Annotated in this window: 15 protein-coding genes; 7 read left to right on the forward strand and 8 right to left on the reverse strand. The window is 59.5% G+C overall.

Annotated elements, in window-relative coordinates:
• Positions 1 to 206: 206 nt before the first annotated feature.
• The gene (locus OXR61_RS21955; RefSeq protein WP_021507248.1) at positions 207 to 392 is read right to left on the reverse strand and encodes a hypothetical protein; all 186 of its coding nucleotides are present in this window, start codon (positions 390 to 392) and stop codon (positions 207 to 209) included.
• A 58-nt stretch (positions 393 to 450) separates the two neighbouring features.
• Here OXR61_RS21955 and OXR61_RS21960 point away from each other — a divergent pair, with 58 nt between their 5' ends.
• Positions 451 to 774: a hypothetical protein gene (locus OXR61_RS21960; protein WP_152391318.1), complete on the forward strand. Its 324-nt coding sequence runs from the start codon at positions 451 to 453 to the stop codon at positions 772 to 774.
• Between the two features lie 111 nt (positions 775 to 885).
• The gene (locus OXR61_RS21965) at positions 886 to 1,125 is read left to right on the forward strand and encodes a hypothetical protein (RefSeq protein WP_021507249.1); all 240 of its coding nucleotides are present in this window, start codon (positions 886 to 888) and stop codon (positions 1,123 to 1,125) included.
• A 111-nt stretch (positions 1,126 to 1,236) separates the two neighbouring features.
• Here OXR61_RS21965 and yniD read toward each other — a convergent pair whose 3' ends face one another.
• From yniD to OXR61_RS21995, 6 genes are all read right to left on the reverse strand, one after another.
• A complete protein-coding gene (yniD, locus tag OXR61_RS21970) occupies positions 1,237 to 1,344 on the reverse strand; it encodes a small membrane protein YniD (RefSeq protein WP_021507251.1) in 108 nt (35 codons plus the stop codon).
• A gap of 79 nt (positions 1,345 to 1,423) precedes the next feature.
• Positions 1,424 to 1,852, reverse strand: coding sequence for an OsmC family protein (locus tag OXR61_RS21975; protein ID WP_021313986.1), 429 nt, complete (start codon positions 1,850 to 1,852; stop codon positions 1,424 to 1,426).
• A gap of 62 nt (positions 1,853 to 1,914) precedes the next feature.
• A complete protein-coding gene (gene lldD, locus OXR61_RS21980; protein WP_021507252.1) occupies positions 1,915 to 3,105 on the reverse strand; it encodes an FMN-dependent L-lactate dehydrogenase LldD in 1,191 nt (396 codons plus the stop codon).
• Complete coding sequence (gene lldR, locus OXR61_RS21985; protein WP_021507253.1) at positions 3,105 to 3,890, reverse strand: transcriptional regulator LldR; 786 nt, start codon at positions 3,888 to 3,890, stop codon at positions 3,105 to 3,107. The genes lldD and lldR overlap by 1 nt, the downstream gene beginning before the upstream one ends.
• The gene (gene lldP, locus OXR61_RS21990) at positions 3,887 to 5,536 is read right to left on the reverse strand and encodes an L-lactate permease (RefSeq protein WP_021507254.1); all 1,650 of its coding nucleotides are present in this window, start codon (positions 5,534 to 5,536) and stop codon (positions 3,887 to 3,889) included. Before lldP ends, lldR begins: the two co-directional genes overlap by 4 nt.
• Positions 5,537 to 5,763: 227 nt before the next feature.
• The gene (locus OXR61_RS21995) at positions 5,764 to 6,936 is read right to left on the reverse strand and encodes a cyanate transporter (protein WP_021507255.1); all 1,173 of its coding nucleotides are present in this window, start codon (positions 6,934 to 6,936) and stop codon (positions 5,764 to 5,766) included.
• An 87-nt stretch (positions 6,937 to 7,023) separates the two neighbouring features.
• Between OXR61_RS21995 and OXR61_RS22000 the strand changes: the two genes are divergently transcribed.
• Complete coding sequence (locus OXR61_RS22000; RefSeq protein WP_031279666.1) at positions 7,024 to 7,884, forward strand: LysR substrate-binding domain-containing protein; 861 nt, start codon at positions 7,024 to 7,026, stop codon at positions 7,882 to 7,884.
• An 89-nt stretch (positions 7,885 to 7,973) separates the two neighbouring features.
• On the forward strand, positions 7,974 to 9,335 hold the full coding sequence (locus OXR61_RS22005) for an amidohydrolase family protein (RefSeq protein WP_021507257.1): 1,362 nt from the start codon (positions 7,974 to 7,976) through the stop codon (positions 9,333 to 9,335).
• Positions 9,336 to 9,444: 109 nt separating this feature from the next.
• Here the strand turns inward: OXR61_RS22005 and OXR61_RS22010 are convergent, their stop codons facing one another.
• Positions 9,445 to 9,642: a hypothetical protein gene (locus OXR61_RS22010; protein ID WP_010618157.1), complete on the reverse strand. Its 198-nt coding sequence runs from the start codon at positions 9,640 to 9,642 to the stop codon at positions 9,445 to 9,447.
• A gap of 391 nt (positions 9,643 to 10,033) precedes the next feature.
• On the opposite strand from OXR61_RS22010, the gene dbpA reads away from it, so the two are divergent.
• The 3 genes from dbpA to OXR61_RS22025 all read left to right on the forward strand — a co-directional run bounded on the left by dbpA (position 10,034) and on the right by OXR61_RS22025 (position 15,095).
• On the forward strand, positions 10,034 to 11,413 hold the full coding sequence (dbpA, locus tag OXR61_RS22015; protein ID WP_058758000.1) for an ATP-dependent RNA helicase DbpA: 1,380 nt from the start codon (positions 10,034 to 10,036) through the stop codon (positions 11,411 to 11,413).
• A gap of 141 nt (positions 11,414 to 11,554) precedes the next feature.
• Entirely contained in the window at positions 11,555 to 12,517 is a 963-nt protein-coding gene (locus tag OXR61_RS22020) for a chemotaxis protein (protein WP_021507259.1), read from the forward strand.
• Positions 12,518 to 13,538: 1,021 nt separating this feature from the next.
• Positions 13,539 to 15,095 carry a methyl-accepting chemotaxis protein gene (locus OXR61_RS22025; RefSeq protein WP_031279667.1) on the forward strand — a complete coding sequence of 519 codons (1,557 nt, stop codon included), beginning with the start codon at positions 13,539 to 13,541 and terminating at the stop codon, positions 15,093 to 15,095.
• Positions 15,096 to 15,191: the final 96 nt, after the last annotated feature.

A 15,191-nucleotide genomic window follows, 5' to 3' on the forward strand; every position in this document is an offset into this window, starting at 1 on the left:
ATTCAATCCTCAGTGTGGGGTTTAATTAACGAATACCCGCGCTAAAGATTTTCTGCAACCGGTTTCAGATTTGCGTTACGGATCTGTGAGAAATATCAAAAAGCGCGCTGCAAATTTAATCGGGATGCAATAATAAACGGAAGAGATTATGTGAAAGTCGGGGAACGGTGGCGCGGCCAGACACAGCGCGCCACCGGGGCAGAACGTCAGGAGATGGCGGAATCTTTTTGCTTGTCGGCTTCGAAGTGTGCCTTGAACTGTTCGTAGATGGAGATCATATTGGAGGCATCGCCGTGCAGCGGGCTCAGTTTACCGGCGCGCACCAGTTCGATGACCAGTTGCAGGGCGGCCTGTTTTGGGCTGCTGGCCGGATGGGCAATTTCATGAGACATCAGATATCACTCCTTATTGTTGTCAGTGCCGCACAGTTTAGCCCAGATTGTGCTGCTAATGGGCGCGGCGCTGGTTATCATCACTCTGTTCGGACAAAAAAGCCGCTCAGGCTGTTCATTGACGCCTGAGGCGTTTAGCTATACTGGATCAAAAAAAGGAACACACAGCCACGCATTCCGTACCACGGGAATGGTGCAGAAGGAGTCGGTTATGTTGATTGGTTTTGTCTTGTTAGTGAGCGCCTGCGGCCACGATGCCTGTGATGCCCTGCCGGTGTCGGAGCGGATTTATCCCACAAAAGTGGCCTGCGAACAGATGGCCGATCGCATCCATAAAGTCCGGCCGAACGTGGTGCTGCTTTGTGGGGAAGTGCACCGTTAATTCGGTGCCAGTGCGCCATCAATTGCATAAAAAACAGCCAGACGGCATTGCAACCTGGGCCCGCAGCGTTCAAAATATAAGCTGCTTTACACTATTACAGTTGTGAATCCCATGAAAAAAACTCGCCCCCGTCGTCCCAACGGACGCTGGGTTTATTACATTTTGTATGACGGCATTCTCTGGCCCTGTCCGGTGCGCTGGGAGTGGGAGAGCGGCTTCGGCGGCTGGCTGCCGTTTTACTATTCGCCCACCTTTGAATTTGTCGCGGGCGATCCGCGCAAGGCCTACCGCATTGCGCGCAGCAGCGTGCGCAATCTGCGCCAGCATGAGCATGACGGCGAATATGCCTGAGGCGTCAGAACTGCCACGGCAGCCACGAGGCTGTCAGCAGGTAGTGCACCAGTTCCAGCACCAGAATAATCATCACCAGCACCCCGAGCTTGTGGCGGCATACCCAATCCTTTAGCCCCATATCATCGCCGCCCAGCGAATCAGCATCAGCGCGCCGCAGATGCACAGCAACACCACAATCATCTTCCAGTGTTTTGTCGCAGCCAGTTTTTTTGCCACGTTTCCTCCAGACAGCAGAAAGCAACGATGCGCCCGCAGGCGCATCGCATAGTCTACCGCTGGTCACCCGTGAGGGCGATTAATTATTCAGCGTATAGTCGAGGGTGATTTCGGCATTCAGCACCTGAGACACCGGGCAGCCGGCTTTGGCTTTCTGAATGATTTCATCAAATTTGGCATCATCGATGCCCGGCAGCGCAATGGTGCTGTTGAGGGCAATTTTGGTGATGGCGAAGCCGTCGCCCTTTTTGTCCAGTGAAACATCGGCGGTGGTGTCGATGCTTTTCGGTGGATGACCGGCCTGGCCCAGCATCAGCGACAGCGCCATGGAGAAGCAGGCGGCGTGTGCCGCGCCAATCAGCTCTTCCGGATTGGTGCCCTTCTCGCCTTCAAAACGGGTATTAAAACCGTATGGCTGGTTGCTGAGCACGCCGCTTTCAGTGCTAACCGTACCTTTGCCTTTGATGTCGCCTTCCCAATGGGCCGATCCTTTCTTATGAATGGTCATGTCATTCCTCCTGTTAGTCAGACAGCTATTCAGTATAGACAAGAGCCGGCGCTTTGCCTGGCTTAGCGCACCGCGTGCGGGCGCGCCGGGCTGAGTCCGGCTTCGCTCAGCAGCGCATTCGCCTGCACCAGCGAATCCTGGGTGATGTCCGCAATGGTTTTCGCGCCGGTCAGCGTCATCGCCACCCTCATCTCTTTCTCAACCAGACTCAGCAGATTCTCCACGCCGCGCTGGCCGTGCGTCGCCAGCGCATAGATGAACGCGCGTCCCAGCAGCACGCTGTCAGCCCCCAGCGCGATCATGCGCACCACATCCAGCCCGTTACGAATACCGCTGTCGGCCAGAATGGTGATGTCGCCCTTTACCGCGTCGGCGATGGCCGGCAGCGCGCGCGCCGACGACAGCACGCCATCCAGCTGACGTCCGCCGTGGTTGGAGACTACGATGCCATCGGCGCCAAATCGCACCGCATCGCGCGCATCTTCCGGGTCGAGAATGCCTTTGATCACCATCGGCCCTTCCCAGAATTCGCGAATCCACTCCAGATCCTGCCACGAGATCGACGGGTCGAAATTGTTGGCCAGCCAGCCGATATAATCTTCCAGTCCGGTAGGATTACCGAGGTACGTTGAGATATTGCCGAGATCGTGCGGACGCCCGTGCAGCCCGACGTCCCATGCCCACTGCGGATGGGTGACCGCCTGCCAGTAACGGCGCAGCGAGGCATGCGGGCCGCTCATGCCGGAGTGCGCATCGCGGTAGCGCGCGCCCGGCGTCGGCATATCGACGGTGAACACCAGCGTCGAGCAGCCTGCCGCTTTGGCCCGCTCCAGCGCGTTGCGCATAAAGCCGCGATCGCGCAGCACATACAGCTGAAACCACATCGGACGGTTAATCGCCGGTGCCACCTCTTCTATCGGGCACAGCGACACCGTCGACAGGGTAAATGGAATACCGCGATTCGCTGCTGCGCGCGCCGCCTGCACTTCACCGCGTCGCGCGTACATGCCGCACAGGCCGACCGGCGCCAGCGCCACCGGCATCGACAGCGTTTCATTGAACAGCCGCGTTTCCAGGCTCAGCTCAGCCATGTTTTTCAGCACGCGCTGACGCAGCGCCACGTCAGAGAGATCGGCCACGTTGCGCTTCAGGGTATGTTCTGCGTAGGCCCCGCCGTCCAGATAGTGAAACAGGAATGGCGGCAGGATACGTTGCGCCGCGGCGCGATAGTCACTGGCAGCAGAAATAATCATCAGTTGTCTTCCTTACGGGTAACCTGCGTGGCGCCCGGTAGCCGCGTGATGCGGGCCTGGCGCGCTTCGTCTTCATGCAGCGTTTTCATGGTGGTGTGAACAAAGCCGAGGTGATCCATCGCCGCCTGGCGCGCCGCGTCGGCGTCGCCCGCCATCACCGCATCGAACATCGCCTGATGCTGGGCGTTGAGCTGGTTGAAAATCACCGGCTGGGTGTACATACGCTGGCGGCTGTGCAGCACGGAGGATTGCAACAGATCGAAAAATCCGCGCATGGTCTGCAGCAGCACCAGATTATGCGAGGCTTCGGCAATGGCGAGGTGGAAGCGCAGATCCGCCTGCGCGGCCAGTTCGGGATCGTCGCAGTCGTTCATTTGTATCAGCGCGTCAAAGGCATAGCGCAGCCGCTCTTTATCCGCCTCGGTGGCGCGCTGCGCGGCGTGCCAGGCGGTGCTGGCCTCAATCGCGTGGCGCGCCTCAAGAATATCCCAGCGGTAGTCAGGATCGGCGGCCAGCAACTGACGAATCGGCTCGACGATGCGCTGTTCTGACCACGGCTCCTGCGGCTCGCACAGCCAGGTACCGCCGCCGCGTTTACTGATCAGCACGCCACTGCTGATCAGCTGCTGGATGGCCTCACGCACCGACGAGCGCGACACGCCGAAGCGGGCGGCCAGCGCACGCTCCGAAGGTAAACGCATGCCGGGTTTCAGCTGATGCTCTTCAATCCAGGCGCCAAGACGCGCGCGCAGCGTATCCGCCAGCCGCGGTGTGGGTTCAGTCATGGAATCATCCAGGTAAAGACATACGCCTGCAGCGTGGTGATCACGCCGACCATACAGGTAAAAATCAGGCTGTGTTTAACGGTAAACCGGAACAGATCGGACTCGCGCCCCACCAGCCCCACGGCGGCGCAGGCGATGGCGATCGACTGCGGCGAAATCATTTTACCGGTGACGCCACCGGTGGTATTGGCGGCCACCAGCAGCACATCCGACACTCCAATCTGCTGTGCGGTGGTCGCCTGCAGCGCGGCGAACAGCGCGTTGGAAGAGGTATCGGAGCCGGTCAGAAAGACGCCCAGCCAGCCGAGGAACGGCGAGAAGAAGGTGAAGGCCTGGCCGGTGTGCGCCAGCGCCAGGGCCAGCGTGGCCGACAGCCCGGAGTAGTTTGAGATGAACGCAAAGGCCAGCACCATGCCGATGGAATAGATCGGCAGCGCCAGTTCCTTCAGGGTTTCGCCAAAGGTGCGCAGCGCCGCCGCCGGCTTCATACGCAGGAAAATCACCGAAATCACCGCCGCCAGCAGAATCGCAGTGCCGGTGGCGGAGACCACGTCAAATTTGAACAGCGCCGCATACGGCGTTGCTGCGCTCACTACCGGCGGCATGCGTGCCACCAGCTCGTGCAGCAGCGGCACTGGCACGCTAAACACCCAGTCATACAGCGCGCCGCCTTTAGCGAACAGCGCTTTAAACGGCGGAATACTCCACAGCGTTACGGTCGCGGTAAGGAACAGGAACGGCATCCAGGCACGCACAATCTGCCCCAGCGTGTAGCGTTGCGTCCCTGAGGGCGCAGCCTCTGGCGCGGGCTCTTTAAAGCGGAAGATGCGCACCGGCTGCCAGCGGCGCAGAAACAGCGTCAGGCAGATCAGCGAAGCCAGCGACGAAATGATGTCCGGCAGCTCCGGGCCAAGGAAGTTAGAGCTGAGGTACTGGGCGATGGCAAACGAGCCGCCGGCCACCATCACCGCCGGCCAGGTCTCTTTGATGCCGCGCCAGCCATCCATGATCGCCATGATCCAGAACAGCACGATGAGGGTGAGAAACGGCAGCTGGCGTCCCGCCATCTGGCCAATCTGGAAGCTGTCCAGCCCGGTGACCTGACCGGCGACGATGATCGGAATCCCCATCGCGCCGAATGCCACCGGCGCGGTATTGACGATCAGGCACAGGCCGGCGGCATAGAGCGGATTAAAGCCCAGCCCGACCAGCAGTGCGGCGGTGATCGCCACCGGTGCCCCAAAGCCTGCCGCGCCCTCTAAAAACGCGCCAAACGAGAAGCCGACGATCAGCATCTGCAAACGCTGGTCTGGCGTGATGGAGAGAATCGAGGCGCGAATGATATCGAACTGGCCGGTTTTCACCGAGATCTTGTAGACAAACACCGCCGCCACGATGATCCAGGCAATCGGCCACAGGCCGTATAAAAAACCATACGCCACCGACGCCAGCGCCTGGGGCACCGGCATGCCGTACAGCAGCAGCGCCACCAGCAGCGCCAGCACCACGGTGATCGTACCGGCCTGATAGCCCTTCAGCTTGAGCTTAATCAGCGCGAAGAAGAAAAAAACAATCGGGATCACCGCCACCAGGCTGGATAGCCACAAATTGTTGAGCGGATCGTAGTTTTGTTGCCACACCTGCATGCCGTTTCTCCAGAGGTCACCAGAGGGATGCGGCGCATCGGCAAAAGCAGGCGTGCGCCGCAGATTGTTGCCCGGTTCCGCACCACAATTGGTAGGACCACATTGCGGCTGACGGGCTTTCTGGCTCCAGATAGTTAATGCATTGTTAACCCAAAGCAACGCGGCAGGCGTGATTTTTCGTGTTATGTGACCATGTGGCTACATTTATATAACATTGGTAGGACCAATCAGCGCGCTGCCGCACCAAAGGCGCGCGCATAGCTGCGCGGATGAAAACGCAGATTGAGTCCGATCAACCCCAGCGTCACGATGCCCTGCATCAGCCAGACGCTGGCAAAGCTGTGGGTGAGCACCTGCAACTGACCAGCAATAAACGGCATGCAGCCGGCGATGATGAATCCTGCGCCCTGCATGAAGGCCACCAGCCGCGCGCCTGCCTGCGGCTGCGGCAGATGATCGAGCGCCAGCACCATCGCCAGCGGGAACGCGGCACCGAGACCGAAGCCGGCGATAGCGGCCCACAGCCACGGCGCCAGCAGTGGCGCAAAAAGAAACCCGCTCATCCCGGCCAGCTGACACAGCAGACTGACAATCAGCTGCGGACGGCGATCGGCACCGCGCGCCAGCAGCGGCATCAGCAGCGCGCCGGCAACCTGGCTCAGAATCATCACGCCCAGCAGCGAGCCGCCGGCCTGCGCCGACCAGCCCAGCCGGTGATACGCATCCGGCAGCCAGGCAACGCAGGTGGCATAGCCGCCGTTGACCAGGCCAAAGCTCAGCGCCAGCGACCAGGCGCGCGGCTTACGCCACAGCGGCGGCAGCGTTACCTGTGCGGCATCCGGCGCGGCAGGCACGCGCACCAGTAGCCACAGCAGGATAGCCAGCAGCACCGGCAGCGCCCAGCCGCTGAGCGCCAGCGGTACGCCAAGCTGCGCGCTGAGCCACGGCGACAGCGCCGCGCCCAGTCCGCCGCCGCCCATCAGCGCGCCCGCCCACAGCCCGGTGACCGCCGCGCTGCGCCGGCTAAAACGCTGTCGAATCAGTCCCGGCATCGCCATCTGCACCACGCCGACGCCGATGCCGGCGAACAGCGCGCTGAGCACCAGCCCGCTGCCACTGTCGATCACGCCGCGCGCTGCCAGCGCCAGCAGCAATAGCGTCAGCCCGGCCAGCAGCAAGGGCTTTAAGGCCACGCGCTGCATCAGCCTGGCGCTGAACAGCGCTACCGCGCCCATCATCACCATCGGCACCGCCGGCAGCAGCGAGGCGGCCAGCCCTGACAAATGCAGGCTGTGGCGCAGCTGGCCCAGCAGTGGACTGACCGAGGTCAGCAGCGGGCGCATGTTCAGCCCGGCCAGCACCAGCGCAGCCAGCGTTAACGTATTGGCATGTCGGTTCATAACCCATCCTGCAGTGAAAAGGTTGTCAGCATCGCAGCAGACAGTACTATTTGGAAATGAAATAACACCATGATGGGCAGTGGATAAATGAATCGTCAGCCAATGTTTACGCCGCAGCAGCTATTGAGCTTTGTGGCGGTGTGCGAGACCGCCAGCTTTACCCGCGCCGCCGAGCGTGTGCACCTGTCGCAGTCGACGGTCAGTCAGCAGGTACGGCGACTGGAAGAGATGGTGGGTAAAGCGCTGTTACAGCGCACCTCACATCAGGTGGCGCTGACCGAAGAGGGAGAAAAATTGCTCGGCTACGCGCGGCGCATCATCGCCCTTAACGGCGAAGCGCACGATGTGCTGAGCGATAAGTGGCGCGACGGCATTGTGCGCATTGGTGTGCCGGAGGATTTTGCCGCCCCGACCGCCAGCCTGCTGGCCGGATTCAGCCGACAGCATCCGCAGCTGCGTCTTGACGTGATGAGCGGCATGTACGTCGATTTGCATCGCGCATGGCAGCGTGAAGAGCTGGATCTGATGCTGATCAAGCAGCCGGGCGGCGATCGCCCGCTGGCCGCCCGGCCCGAGCCGCTGCTGTGGCTGGACAGTGCCGAACATCCCTGCTTTGACCAGACGCCGCTGCCGCTGGTGGTATTTCCGCAGCAGGGGCTGTATCGCGAAGAGATGTGTCAGACGCTGGATGCGCTCGGCCGTAGCTGGCGCATCAGCTACAGCAGCGCCAGCCTGGTGGCCCTCGCCAGCGCCAGCGCCGCCGGTCTCGGCCTGACGCTGCTGCCCGCCAGCTGCCGCCTGCCCGGTCACCGCGTGCTGGGCAGCGCTGAGGGTTTACCAGTAATCAGCCATTTCGAGCTGGCGCTGTTCTGCCGTAAGCCGCAGGATGCGCTGCAGCAGGCACTGGCCGCTGCGCTGGTGCAATTCTGCCAGCTACAGTGGCAGTGATTTTTCCACTGCCAGGCAGTGGGAAATATCGCAGCGCGGCGGCGTCGGTTTTGCCAGATTAGGTTTTTTCCTTTTGCCTGGAGTTTCCGATGCCTCTGACCGCTTCCAGCCGCCGTGATTTCCTCAGCCACGGCGTGCGCCTTACTGCCGCAGGCAGCCTGATGATGGCTGGCATGAGCAGCGCCGCCCGTCCCGACACACCACCGGTCTCGTCCACCCCGCCGCCTGCCGTGGCGCACTATCAGCTGCTGAATGTGCGCCTCGAAGAGGGATTTGAGCGCGACGGCGCGGAGATAGTCGCCACCCGCACTGCGCTGTACGACATCACCATTAAAGAAGGCAAGTTCAGCGCCATTAGCGCCGCCGGCCAGGCGCGCCAGCCTGGCCTGCCGCAGTGGGATGCCGGCGGTGCGCTGCTGTTACCGCGCACGCGGGACATGCACATCCATCTGGATAAAACCTTTTACGGCGGACCGTGGCAGGCACCGCGCCCGCGGCAGGGCAAGACCATCATGGATATGATTGCGCGCGAGCAGGTGCTGATTCCCCAGCTGCTGCCAACCTCGCAGGCGCGCGCCGAAGCGCTGATTGGCCTGCTGCAAAGCAAAGGCAGCACCGAAGCGCGCAGCCACTGCAACATCGATCCAGTCAGTGGCCTGAAAAGTCTCGAACATCTGCAGCTGGCGCTGGCCAACCATCCGGCGTTTCGCTGTGAGATCGTCGCCTTTCCGCAGCATGGTTTGCTGCATTCGCAGGTCGATGGTCTGATGCGCGAGGCGATGCAGCTCGGCGTGCAGTATGTCGGTGGGCTGGATCCCACTAACGTGGACGGCGCCATGCAGGCTTCACTTGATGCGATGTTCCGCATCGCGCTCGATTACGATCGCGGCGTGGACATTCATCTGCATGAGACCAGCGCCGCCGGCGTGGCAGCCATTCAGTACATGATCGCCACTATCGCCCGTAACCCGCAGCTGAAAGGCAAAGTGACGCTGAGCCACGGTTTCGCGCTCGCCACGCTGGAAGGTAAGGCGCTGGATGAGATTATCGCCGGCATGGCCGAACAGCAGATGAGCGTGGCGTCAACGATTCCGATTGGCAAGCTGACGATGCCATTGCCGCAGCTGCAGGCAGCGGGCGTGACGGTGATGACCGGCACCGACAGCGTGATCGATCACTGGTCGCCGTTCGGTACCGGCAGCATGCTGGAGAAAGCCAATCTGTATGCCCAGCTGTATCGCGGATCGGATGAGTTTGGCCTGAGTCGCGCGCTGCATATCGCCACCGGCGGCATTCTGCCGCTCGCCAATAGCGGTGAGCGCCAGTGGCCGCAGCTGCAGGATGAAGCCAGTATGATGCTGGTCGACGCCAGCTGCTCGGCGGAAGCCGTGGCGCGCATTGCGCCGGTGCGCGCTACGTTCCAGCGCGGCACGCCGGTATTCAGCGCCTGAAGGCGCATCGCAGCCAGCACCAGCACGCCAGACCCGGCCAGAAAAAAGCCTCCCGCAGGAGGCTTTGGAAGGTGACACCGGCGCGGCAAGCCCGATGATAATGCTGGATTTAAGACAACATCTGAATCGCCAGCGCATACAGGCGCTGGTGCTCATCGTCATTAACAGGCTCTTCTTCCGCATAACAGGCAATCATGGAGCTGACTTTATCGGAGGATAACGTCTCTCCATGCAGATGCAGCGTTAGCACGGCGCGGCCGACGATTTTCAGAACGTCTTCGTTTTGTCCCTGGACATAGTGACTCAATGAGGTGACCTCTGAAGTAATTATTAATTGCCAAATGGCGCGCTAAATATAAAGCAAAGCGGTTAGGATTTTTACTCAGATTTTCCGCATAATAGGTAACATATAAGCGAAATCTTACTGAAAATAGCCGTAACATGCCGCGATATTGCCGCTTACCTGCCGCTAATATCATTTTTTCCCTCGAAAAAGCGTTTTTACCGTTCGTGCTGCCTCGTGTGAAATTCGGAACATTCATTAAAACTTTGCGATAGTTGCACCTCATCATTGACCTGACAAAGCGCAACGGCTGACTAATTTCTCTGCGTGATTATTACCGCAATTGCCGTTGCCGATAGCCCGCCTTTCTGCCAGACTGGCCGCCGCTATTCCTGCTACTACCTGAGATGCTCCTGTGACTGCTTTTTCTACCCTGACGCAACTGCCTGCCAGCCAGCTCGACAACCTGCGCGAGATGGGCTTCGACGCCATGACGCCGATTCAGGCCGCTTCCCTGCCGGCCATCCTTAGCGGACGCGATGTGCGGGCGCAGGCGCAAACCGGCAGCGGCAAAACCGCCGCCTTCGGTATTGGCGTGCTGAACCGCATCGACAGCGGGCGTTTTCATACCCAGGCGCTGGTGCTGTGCCCGACGCGTGAACTGGCCGACCAGGTCAGCAACGTGCTGCGTCAGCTGGCGCGCTTTACCCGCAATATCAAGATCCTGACGCTGTGCGGCGGCCAGCCAATGAGTGCGCAGCGCGACTCGCTGGTGCATGCGCCGCATATTGTGGTCGGCACGCCGGGGCGCATCCTCGATCATCTCAAGCGTGACAATCTCGATTTAAGTCAGTTGCAGAGCCTGGTGCTGGACGAAGCCGATCGCATGCTGGAGATGGGTTTCCGCGACGATATGGAAGCCATCATTGGCTTTACGCCGGATTCGCGTCAGACGCTGCTGTTCTCCGCCACCTGGCCCGATACCATTGCCAGCCTGAGTCAGCGCTTTCAGCGCGATGCGCTGGCAGTAGCGACCGAAGCGCAGTCGGAACTGCCGGCAATTGAGCAGCAGTTTATTGAAGCCAGCGCCAGCGAGCGTATCAACCTGCTCAGCGCCCTGCTCAGCCAGCAGCAACCGGCTTCCTGCGTGGTGTTCTGTAACACCAAACGGGAATGCGATGAAATTGCAGCCGCGCTCAACGATCGCCAGATCAGCGCGCTGGCGCTGCACGGCGATCTGGAACAGCGCGATCGCGAACGCGTGCTGATTCGCTTTGCCAACGGCAGCATCCGCGTGCTGATCGCCACCGACGTCGCCGCGCGCGGCCTCGACATTAAATCGCTGGCGCTGGTGGTTAACTTCCAGCTGGCTTGGGATCCGGAAGTACACATTCACCGCATTGGCCGTACCGGCCGCGCCGGCGAACAGGGGCTGGCAGTCAGCTTTGTGGCGGCCGACGAAATGGTGCGCGCCCATGCGCTGGAAGATTACCTGCAGCAGAAGCTCAATTGGCAGCCGGCCAGCACGCTGAAAGGCAAAGGCGCACAGCCGCTGCCGGCGGCGATGATGACGCTGTGCATTGACGGTGGGCGTAAAGCCAAGATGCGTCCCGGCGATATTCTGGGTGCCCTGACCGGTGAAGCCGGTTTCAGCGGCGATCAGATCGGTAAAATCGATCTCACCCCGACCCATGCGTATGTCGCCATCGACGCCGCGCAGGCGAAGAAAGCGCTGATCAAGCTGAAAGAGGGCAAGATCAAAGGCAAAAGTGTACGCGCGATTCTGCTGAAGTAACTGTTGTGAGCGTGAGGGCGATCGCCCTTACGCTAAATTTTCATCGCCCTTCCCTTCATTTTTTTCCTCCGCTGCCGATAAGTTAATCATGGCGCTATTGCCCTGCCCTTTACTCCGCCCAGATTCTGCCCCGAGGCCACAATGGATAATTTTCAGAAAGAGATCGATGAACGCGCTAACCTTGCGCTTTCTAACAAATTCGAACTGCTGCTGTTCCGGCTGGGTTCCGATCGGCTGAAAGGCAAGTCTGAGCTGTACGGCATCAACGTATTTAAACTGCGTGAAATTGTGCCGATGCCGACGATTACCCGCGCCGCCGGCATGAATTCACCGCTGCTCGGCATGGCCAGCATTCGCGGCCAGTTTATTCCGGTGATCGACCTGCCGGCCGTAACCGGCTGCAAACCGGAAACCGGCCTCAACCTGCTGCTGGTGACCGAATACGCGCGCAGCACCCAGGCATTTGCCGTGGAATCGGTGGAGAACATTGTGCGTCTCGACTGGAATCAGGTGCACACGGCGGAAGCGGGCATCGGCAGCCGTAACATCACCAGCATCGCCTGTCTGGACACCGACGGTCAGAGCAACAATCTGGCACTGGTGCTCGACGTCGAGCAGATTCTGTATGACATCATTCCGTCGGTGCGTGGTGTTGAGCCGAGCGAAGAGACGGCGAAGAATTTCAACCTTAAACCCGGCCAGGTAGCAATTGTTGCTGAAGACTCCAAAGTGGCGCGTCAGCTGCTGGAACAGGGGCTGAAAAGCATGGGCATTCCGGCCATCATGCACAATACCGGGCTTGAAGCGTGGATTAAAATCAGCGAGATGCAGAAAGAAGCGCAGGCTAACGGCGAGTCGATTCACGACAAAATCGCGCTGGTGCTGACCGACCTCGAAATGCCGGAGATGGACGGCTTTACCCTGACGCGCAACATCAAGCGCGACGACGCGCTGCGGCAGATTCCGGTGGTGATTCACTCCTCGCTGTCCGGCAGCGCCAACGAAGATCACGTGCGCAAAGTGGGCGCTGACGGTTACGTCGCTAAGTTTGAAATCAACGAGCTTTCCAGCGTGATTTATCGCGTGCTGGAGAAGAAGCGCTAAGCGCTTGCCCCGATTATCCCCTCAGGCGCGATGTTCGCGCCTTTTTTGTGCCCGCTCGCCTGCCTTCAGCAGCATTACCGTAACGGCGTATTTATCCTGTCTTACTGATCTATTAATCGTCTGAGGTCACCATGAATGGTGACCCTACAGGGTCTCTGCGTGTTTTTTTGCAGAGGGCAGTTTATTGCGCATTCCGCCACGGTGCGTTAAATGAAATGCGCGATGAATCGCGCCGCTACGGTTTGTGCGACGGGATAATGCAGATATCCCATCCGCAATGAATCATGATGGCGCGACTTGTCGCGCAGATATTCTTCTTATAGGACGCCGCTGATACCCGCACGGGTAACTGATATTCCTTTCATGTGATGCCGCTGATAACCGCACGGGTGGTAGCGGCGCAATTTATTGCGCATTCCGCCACGGTGCGGGAAATAAAATGCGCGATGAATCGCGCCGCTACGGTTTGTGCGACGGGGTAATGCAGATATCGCATCCGCAATGAATCATGATGGCGCGACGTGTCACGCAGATATCCCTTTCAAAGGATGCCGCTGATAACCGCACGGGTAACTGATATTCCTGCCATGTGATGCCGCTGATAACCGCACGGGTGGTAGCGGCGCAATTTATTGCGCATTCCGCCGCGGTGCGGGAAATGACATGCGCGATGAATCGCGCCGCTACGGTTTGTGCGACGGGATAATGCAGATATCGCATCCGCCTCTGCGCGTTTTTGTCGGGTGCGCAATTTTGCGCACCGGCATAGGCCGTGACGCCAGCTAATTACGACCAGTGATTAATCAACCTTAAGCCCTCTTAACCGTTTTGTGACGAATCCCTAAAAAATTAAAGTTAAAACATTAGCAACCGATAACTTTAGCGCCTGCGCTGGTGGCGCCAGACCCGTCTCGTCGCAATGGCAAAAAATCTTTCCTTTATACATCATCGACATATTGCAGACCCGTCGTCTGCGTTTCCGTTTTAATACAACAGCATTCTGGCATTGCGGGGAGATCCAATGTTGAGCTTAAAGAATATGAAGGTCGGCGTCCGCCTGGGCATCGCCTTTGGTTTAGTGGTGGCACTACTGGTGGTGATTGGTATTACCTCAATCATGAAGATTAACAACATCAAGAGCGGCATTACCTCGATTGTGGAAGATCGCTATGTAAAAGTGCGCCTCGGCTTTGACGTGCGCGATGGCGTCAACGATCAGATCAAATACCTGCGCGGCATCGTCATCGATACCACCCGACCACAGTTCAACGTGCAGCGCTTTCAGCAACTGGCAGACGCCACCGCCCGCACCAACGCGGCGATGAAGAAGATCGAAGCGATTCAGATTACCGCCGTGGGCAAGAAGAAAATTGCCAGCCTGCAGGCTGCCAGTCAGCAGTTTGAACAGCAGAAAAATGAGGTGCTGGATCTGGTGCGGGCCGGTAAAGCCGATGACGCCAGCTACTACGTGCTGAAAAAAATTACCGCCGTGCAGAATGCCTACCTCGACCTGGCGGTGGCGTTTGCTGATTCCCAGTCCTCGCAGCTCCAGCAGGAAGGTGCCGGCATTATCGACGATGGCACCACGGCGATTGAAGTCACGCTGGTGTTCTCCGCGCTCGCCATTCTCGCTGCCGTGGTGATGGGCTGGCTGCTGACCCGTTCGATTGTGCATCCACTGAATGAAGCGGTGACCATCGCCAGCAAAGTGGCTGCCGGCGATCTCAGCTCGCGCATTGAAATACGCAGCAAAGATGAAACGGGCGCGCTGATGCAGGCTCTGCAGGCGATGAACGATAACCTGCTGACCATTGTTTCCGACGTACGCGCCGGATCCGACACCATCGCCGTGGCGTCCAACCAGATCTCCAGCGGCAACATCGATCTCTCTTCACGCACTGAACAGCAGGCCAGCTCGCTGGAAGAGACGGCCTCCGCGATGGAGCAGATGACCGCTACCGTGAAGCACAACGCCGACAATGCGCGCGAAGCCAACTCGCTGGTGGCGAAAACCTCCGGCGTCGCCAAAGAAGGCGGTGAAGTGATGGAGCAGGTGATTGTGAAGATGGAGGCGATTGCCCTCTCCTCGAAGAAGATTGTCGACATCATCAGCGTGATCGACTCTATCGCCTTCCAGACCAACATCCTGTCGCTCAACGCGGCGGTCGAAGCGGCGCGCGCCGGTGAACAGGGTCGCGGATTTGCCGTCGTCGCCACCGAAGTGCGTAACCTGGCGCAGCGTTCTGCCTCCGCGGCGAAAGAGATCAAAGTGCTGATTGAAGACTCAGTGGCGAAGGTGGATGAAGGCAGCCGTCTGGTGACGCACGCCGGTTCGACCATTGGTGAGGTCGTCAATAGCGTAAGCAGCGTGGCGGAGATCATGAGCGAAATCACCATCGCCAGCAGCGAACAGAGCAGCGGCATCAGTGAAATCAATCAGGCCATTACGCAGATGGAAGCGGTGACGCAGCAGAACGCCGCGCTGGTGCAGGAAGCGTCCGCTGCGTCTCAGGCGCTGCAGGAGCAGGCCGATCGTCTGGCGCAGTCGATGAGCGTGTTTAAAACCGCTGCGGTTTAAAACAAACAGCCCCGATCTGCATGCGTCAGACGGGGCCGTTCAGTGTCGCAGGCGTTGTCTTGGCGGTGCGCATCGGGTCCGGCGCACCGCGTCCTG

The sequence above is a fragment of the Pantoea sp. GM_Pan_4 genome (genome assembly GCF_026541005.1).
GTDB classification, from domain to species: domain Bacteria; phylum Pseudomonadota; class Gammaproteobacteria; order Enterobacterales; family Enterobacteriaceae; genus Pantoea; species Pantoea dispersa.